The organism is Thiocapsa marina 5811, assembly GCF_000223985.1.
GTDB classification, from domain to species: Bacteria; Pseudomonadota; Gammaproteobacteria; order Chromatiales; family Chromatiaceae; genus Thiocapsa; species Thiocapsa marina.
The window spans coordinates 47915-54718 of the sequence record NZ_AFWV01000022.1 but is presented as its reverse complement, the minus strand read 5'-3'; the positions used below and the strand labels follow the sequence as shown (position 1 = coordinate 54718).

Here is a 6804-nt window from a genome sequence, read left to right as displayed (position 1 = left end):
GTGTTGCGGGTATGGGTGCGCCGGATGTACATGCCCACACGCTAGCCCATGCGCTGCCGGCTGCCTAGGGCCAGGCTGAAATAATATGGCACTACTTTTCACGGCGAGGTTGCCGTGTACATATGAATCAATGGCATGGGCAGCCTGCGGACAGGAAATCGGACCCGACCGTGTCAAAGATGGGTAAAGAGTGCGACATCTTGCTTATGCGTCACCAGCACCGGCGGACTGAAGACCTGGCCCAGCGTCAAGTTGGTAATGGTCACGGTGTAATCCCTTGTCGCTCCTCCGCGCTGGTTATCTGCGTGCGCTGCCGAAATCAGCAGCAGCGCCATCATCCCGGTTCCCGTGGCGATCGATTTGGTGAGTTTCATCATGGTTTCCTTCAAGGTTAACGATTGGACGACCCTAGGCACCGGCCCTGGCCGGTAGGCTCACAGGGCTCGTCGTCGGCCGCCGTCGATTGGTTACAGGAGGGTGAAAAAATTTCTCAGGAGATCATCGTCCGAGCATCTCGGACCAGATGTCGACGGTGATCGGAGGCCGCCTCGGACAGAGCGGGGGCGAGTTTGAGCAGAAAGCACCGTAAGCAGACCCCACGGATTTCTTTCGGCGATTGAATGAATTTACCAAAGATAATCCGCGGGCCACTGTATGCATTCCCGGCAGTTGGCCTGCCGCTGGCGGCGACAGACCGCATCCATCCACTGGTGTCGAGCGACTCGAACGACCTCGACAGACGCCATTGCGGCCGCCTGTCATGCGGCGTCGGGAGGCCGCTTATGGCTGAACCGATCCATTCGGCGGGCCATCTGCGAGCGACCGAAATGCGTCCTTTGCGGTAACCATAAGGCTGGCCTTGAGAGGCAGCTGTGGGTCATGGGGCGTACCCTCGAGCATCGCGCTACTTGAACCGGCTGGCGCGCTGAAGTTGACTGCTCAAGCCCCTGCGACTCAGCGCTAGGTCGCGTCGTTTTCCAACACGACCCGGTAGCGTGCCTTGCCGGCTTCCAAGTGCGCCATGGCCTCGTTGACCTGACGCGTGGGTAGTGCTCGGTGAGGGCATCGATGTGGTGGAGGGCGCAGAAATCCAGCATCTTGCTGGTGGTGGCCGGTGCTCAGGGGGGCGATTCCGATAGGCCTTTCTCGCCCGCGATGCAGCGGCCGGATCGTTGAAAGCCGCCATACCGCGGTGCTCTGGAGCCCCGGTGGCAAACGCTGTCTTGACTATCGAACCTGTGGTCCCGAGGGAGCGCCTCAGGTTGTCTATGTCGATCAGGAATTGGATTACAAAATCAATCTTGGTGCGAAGAACTTCAAGTTTTTTGTCGGAGGTCTTTAAAGTGACGACGCGCTCAAGATCTAACGCTGCGATTGACTGGGCCTGCTCGAAGAAACCCACATAAGCCGGTCAGTTTCTCTGATTGTAAATGTTGTAATCCTCATGGGTGCAAGCTCGCTGCGCGGAGGGAGCCGGGTTGCTCGGCCGATACGCGCCGGTCATTTCACAAGCCGGGTCTCCGGGAACTGGGCCTGCCAGCCGAACCAGAAGGCCCGGTGAGCAGTGAGACGCTCCAGGCGCCGCCCGTCGCTATGGGTCAGGGTCGATTCGCTCACCGCCCAGCCGTCACCTTCGGTATCGAAGGCGCGGGTGGCGCCGTCCCAGGCCGTGAAGCGCACGCCGTTGGATTCGTAGACCCGGTTGGCTCCGCTCGCATCCGTGAGCACCACGAAGCCGGTGCCGCCGGTTCGGTCGTGATGGACCGGCCGTCGCTCGAGATACTCGGCCGAGATCGCCAGCGGCTCGCCGCCGTAGCGCAGGGCCAGCACCTCGGCCTTGTTGGGCAGGCGGCGGTCGATGCCGGGCACGGTGAACATCAGCCGGTCGGTGGCGAAATAGTCCCGATAGGCGGCGCCCTCGCTGTAGTCCCGATCCCGTCCCGTATCCAGGGACAGCGCCAGGGTGTCCGGATGGCGGGCGCGCCACTCCTTCCAACTCGCCGTGACCACCGGCAGGGTCCGGAGCTCGATGCCCTTGTCCACCAGTGGCCCGACCACCGGCTCCCCGGTGAAGGTAGACCACAGGGACTCGGTGGCCTGGTCGTACATCAGCTTGTTGGAGCGGTACAGGAATCCGCTGGTGCCGAGCACGTGGCGGGTGCCCCGCACCTCCGGGTCGTAGACGATCATGGCCCCGCACAGGGTGCAGTAGACGCCCGCGATCTCGCGCCCGCCGACGCGGTCTCGCACCAGCTCGTGCCAGGCCAGGATGCGCTTGGGATAGGCGCGGGCTTCGCCGTTGAGATAGACGCCGAAGACGGTGTTGTCGTCGTCCAGGTAACCGGCATCACGGGCGGGGATCATCCCGGGATTCACCAGGGGCGGGATGCCGTCCCGTCTCACCCCGCCCCACAGCACCTCGTCGAGACGGATGGTGCGCCCGGGGTCGCCGTCGAAATAGGCGCGAAAGCGCGGGTCGATGTCGGCGTAGAGCTGTGCCTTGAAGTCGGCGTAGTCGGGATGCTCTGCGGGCTTCGCGGTCCACAGCCAGCGGTAGAAGGGGTCGTAGTCGCCTCGGTAGGTGATCCCTGAGGCCTGCTCCAGGAGGCGGGTCATCCGGTCCTCGATGGGATCGGAGACCACGAAATAGACCAGGTCCAGCAGCATCCCGGCGTAACCGTCCCGCCAACCGGCATCGATGCGGTCCAGGGCCGCACCGGCGGTGCGGTCGTCCGCCATGAGGTCGTAGAAGACCGTGAGCGGCAGATGCCCCGCCCCGGCATCGGGCGCCGGTCGCACCTGCGCCGCCGTCAGCAGCAGCGACGCGGCCAGAAGGGGCGCGGTGAGCGCCAGGACCAGTGGGTTACGCATGGGGTCTTGCCGCACGGGTTGTTGCCTCGGTGTTACCGATCGACAAGACGCCGGAACCAGGGGGATGGGAAGTCCAATCGCACGGACGACTAGCGTCGGGCGGACGCTACCATCGTTGGGAGGCGGGTGGCAAGGACCGGACTGAGTCGCGCGCGAGCCGACGGTGAGGGACGGGGAGAGTCGGGGATCAGGTCGCAGTCTCGGAGGGGACCGAGCAGGCGTGGGGGGGTGGTTTGCCGGGGCCTGGGTGCAGGCAGTTCCGGGGACAGTACACGCAACTCATGGCCGCAGCGAGTGTCCGCTGCACACGCGACTGCGGACCCCGGCCTGGCAAGCAACGGTGTCCGAAACTGGCCGAGACCTTCCCCTCAGACCTCCTGGACCTAGTGACCGGTCATGGGGCAAAGTGATCGGTCGACTGGCTCGGCTCGGTGGCCGGTCTGGGTCGAGAACGGACCGCCGCCTCTCTGCCGGTGCCGCAGTGCGGAAAGATCGGCGGAAGTCAGGTGAGCGAATCTTAGAAATCTGTGACGAGAAAATGCTGGAAACAACAGGACGGGCCTGTTCGTGCGGATTCCTGCTGTCGTCAGCTGAACTCAGGAGTGCCGCAAGTTAGGTCAAGCAGGGTTGCCGCCCCAGCACGCGACTACAGACGCGACTACAAAACTGGTTTACCCTGCACAAACAAAAAACGGCTAGCTAATTTCTCAGCTAACCGCTTGTTCTGTTTGGCGCGCCCGGAAGGATTCGAACCTCCGACCACCTGGTTCGTAGCCAGGTACTCTATCCAGCTGAGCTACGGGCGCTTTGAGTGCGGCGCTCCATCCGTGGAGGCTCTATCCAGTCCGGCATGCCTGCAGACTGATTGACGCTTGGCGGTGTGCTTGTCGGCGACACCACCGAGCCGCGTATCTTCCGGATCCGGCGGTCGGCTGTCAAGAGGTTCGACTCACCTCGTTCGACGCCGAGATTGTCGACCGCCGGATCCGGCTTCACGCGGGTGAAGCGCAGGCGTTCGGCGTTCCCGCCGGAGGGCACGGTCGGCAGACTCACGACGCCCTCGCCGACGGGTGCTCTTCGGGCGGAAGCAAGACCGGACTCGTCCTCACCCGCGAGATCAAGGTCGGATGCCTCGCACGCAACCGGAACTAGACCAGTTCCGGAACCCGCCGCAAGGATTCGGCTCGCCTCAGCGTGTTTGATTTTCGCTTCGCATGTGATTCACCGCGTCCCGGCTTGTCGAAACAGAACAGCGTCGAGCCCGAGGGATGTTCCTGAAAACCTGCTCCAAGGCATGGCGTTGCACCCGAGTTGGACCGTTGGTCGGAGGATCCGCTAACATGACCGGCGGCTTTCCGGGGTACGCGTCGATCGGCCCGACGTCATTCTTCGTTTGGTCGCGTCGCATTTCAGGCGCCCGTTTCAGGCGCACGTGACGCATGACGAGAGTCCTCGGATCATCGCAGAGAACCCAAGCAATGCCATCACCGCGACCCCAATGCGCATACTCCTCATCCTGATCGTCGCCTCTTGGGGAATCGTCGCACTCCTGACGTTCGCAACCACGGCGCAGAAATCGCGTGACGCGAAGCTCACCGCCGGTTATCTCGTGCTTTGGCCGGTCTTGGCCGTGGCGCTCTTCTTAAACGAGCCGGTCCCGTTGTGGCTCGCGGTGCCGACCTTCTTCGGATTCCTGCCCTGGTTCCTGGCCGGCCCGCACCTCTACGAGATCCTCAAGGATCCGAGTCGCTCACGCCCGGACGAGATCATCGGCATTCCCCGCAGCTACTGGAAATGGGGCGGGATCGGTGCGATCTTGCTCGGAGTCGCCTTCGACGGATTCGTGTACGGCGCCGCTTGAGACTCGGTAGGTCACGGTGCAGAAACAACTTAGCTCTTCCGGTGCATTCTCCCCCTCTCCGCAACCCCTCTCCCGCGAGGGGAGAGGGGCTAAGATGGATCACCTGTTGTTGAACAGTTGCTAGGCGGTTCGATCCCGTCTCGGCCCAGCAGACCCCGAAATCCGCATCCGCCATTCGCCCGGAACACCTTCAGCCTATGAACCGACACGACTCGATTTCCGATCTCATCGCCATCGTTGCGCGTCTACGCGATCCACAGGACGGCTGTCCGTGGGACCAGGAGCAGACCTTCCGCAGCATCCTGCCCTTCACCTTGGAGGAGGCCTACGAGGTCGCCGAAGCGATCGAGAACGAGGACATGAAGGAGCTGCGCGAGGAGCTCGGCGATCTGCTGCTTCAGGTGGTCTACCATGCCCGGATCGCCGAGGAGCAAGGGAGCTTCGCCTTCCCGGACGTGGTGCAGTCGATCAGCGAGAAGATGATCCGCCGCCATCCGCATGTCTTCGGAGACGCGGAGCTCGAGGACGAGGAAGCGGTACGCGCGAACTGGGAGCGCGAGAAGGCCGCCGAGCGTGCAAGCAAGCGCCAGCGACCCATCGGGAGCGTGCTCGAAGGGGTTGCCCAAGCCCTCCCCGCCCTGGTGCGGGCCGAGAAGCTGCAGAAGCGCGCGGCGGTCGTCGGCTTTGATTGGGACGAGATGGAAGAGGTCTTCGACAAGGTGCTCGAAGAGCTGCAGGAGTGTCGCGAGACGCTGCGCGCCCACGCCGAGCCGACCGAGCGGGTGCACGAGATCGGCGACCTGCTGTTCTCCTGTGTCAATCTCGCCCGCCATATGGGCGTGGATGCCGAGCAGGCGCTGCGGGCGGCGAACCACCGTTTCGAGCGGCGCTTCGGGCGTGTCGAGGTGTGCCTGCGTGCCGGCGGGCAAGAGCCGAGTGCTGCGGTGAGACCGGAGATGGAGCGGCTCTGGAGCCTCATCAAATCCGAGGAGCGTTAAAACCGCGCCTCCTCGAGATAGGCTCGGTCTTCATCGAGATCGAAGACTGGAGTCACTAACGGGCGTTTCAGCGGGCGCGGTTTTACGATTTTTTTATCAAATGAACCGTGTCCTGCCGAGGTATCGGAGGGAAGCGGGCCGGGCGTGACCTGAATTAGGTTGCAAGACACTCCAAGACGCGGTTCATCAATGAGCTATCTCGACAAGATCGACGCCTGTAACGCCTGGGAGCCGGACGCGTTTGTTCCCTTCATCCGACGGGGCGAACGTCTCGGGAGCCTGCGGCGTAGCGCTGCAGAGGAGCTTCGGCGCTGGCCGACACGGTTCCGTGTGACTGAGACGACGGTCGAGTGGATCGAGACGCCGGATGACTTCGAGGGTTGCACCTCGGCGCTGGCCGAGGTCACGCGAGGCCTCGTCGACGAGGGCGTCATCCCCTATCTGCACGGCGAGCAGTACCCTGTCACCGCCGGCGGGCGCGAGGCGGCGCGCTGCCTGGTCGATCGGGCCTGCGCACCCTTCTTCGGGATGCGCGCCTTCGGTCAGCATCTGAACGGCTTCGTGCGGACCGCACGGGGCATCGAGATGTGGATCGGCCGGCGCGCCGCCGATCGCCGTCTCTATCCGGGGCGGCTCGATAACCTTGTTGCGGGTGGGTTGCCCCACGGTGTCGGTCTGATCGAGAATCTGCGCAAGGAGTGCGCGGAGGAGGCCGGCATGCCCCCCGCCCTTGCGGACCGGGCGGTGGCCGTCGGAGCCGTCACCTACTGCCGCGATTCGGAGCGCGGGCTGAAGCCGGACGTCATGTTCTGCTACGATCTCGAGCTTCCGGAGGACTTCGAGCCGCGCTGCACCGACGGGGAGGTCGAAGCCTTCTATCGCGTGCCGGTGAAGGAGGTTGCGGAGATCGTCCGCGAGACCGATGACTTCAAGCTCAACTGTAACCTGGTCATCATCGATTTTCTAATCCGCCACGGACTGATTCCTCAAGACGACCCGCATTATGTCGCGATCGTCCAGGGTCTGCGTTCCCCATTGCCCTCGTCGGATCGACGCTCGACTCCGACCAACTGA

5 protein-coding genes and 1 tRNA gene are annotated in these 6804 nt (G+C 63.5%); 3 read left to right on the top strand and 3 right to left on the bottom strand.

Annotation, left to right across the window (positions count from 1 at the left end):
* Positions 1–173 precede the first annotated feature (173 nt).
* The 3 genes from THIMADRAFT_RS22790 to THIMADRAFT_RS22780 all read right to left on the bottom strand — a co-directional run bounded on the left by THIMADRAFT_RS22790 (position 174) and on the right by THIMADRAFT_RS22780 (position 3677).
* Positions 174–377 carry a hypothetical protein gene (locus THIMADRAFT_RS22790; protein WP_040733898.1) on the bottom strand — a complete coding sequence of 68 codons (204 nt, stop codon included), beginning with the start codon at positions 375–377 and terminating at the stop codon, positions 174–176.
* 1123 nt (positions 378–1500) lie between these two features.
* Entirely contained in the window at positions 1501–2871 is a 1371-nt protein-coding gene (locus tag THIMADRAFT_RS22785; RefSeq protein ID WP_050799668.1) for a DUF3179 domain-containing protein, read from the bottom strand.
* Between the two features lie 729 nt (positions 2872–3600).
* A tRNA-Arg gene (locus THIMADRAFT_RS22780) sits at positions 3601–3677 on the bottom strand.
* 692 nt (positions 3678–4369) lie between these two features.
* Between THIMADRAFT_RS22780 and THIMADRAFT_RS22775 the strand changes: the two genes are divergently transcribed.
* The 3 genes from THIMADRAFT_RS22775 (at position 4370) to THIMADRAFT_RS22765 (ending at position 6804) form a co-directional block, all read left to right on the top strand.
* Positions 4370–4732 (top strand): hypothetical protein, encoded by a 363-nt coding sequence (locus THIMADRAFT_RS22775; protein WP_139052972.1) that lies wholly within the window; start codon positions 4370–4372, stop codon positions 4730–4732.
* Positions 4733–4929: 197 nt separating this feature from the next.
* A complete protein-coding gene (gene mazG / locus THIMADRAFT_RS22770) occupies positions 4930–5730 on the top strand; it encodes a nucleoside triphosphate pyrophosphohydrolase (protein ID WP_007195491.1) in 801 nt (266 codons plus the stop codon).
* A 189-nt stretch (positions 5731–5919) separates the two neighbouring features.
* On the top strand, positions 5920–6804 hold the full coding sequence (locus tag THIMADRAFT_RS22765; protein WP_007195490.1) for a DUF4743 domain-containing protein: 885 nt from the start codon (positions 5920–5922) through the stop codon (positions 6802–6804).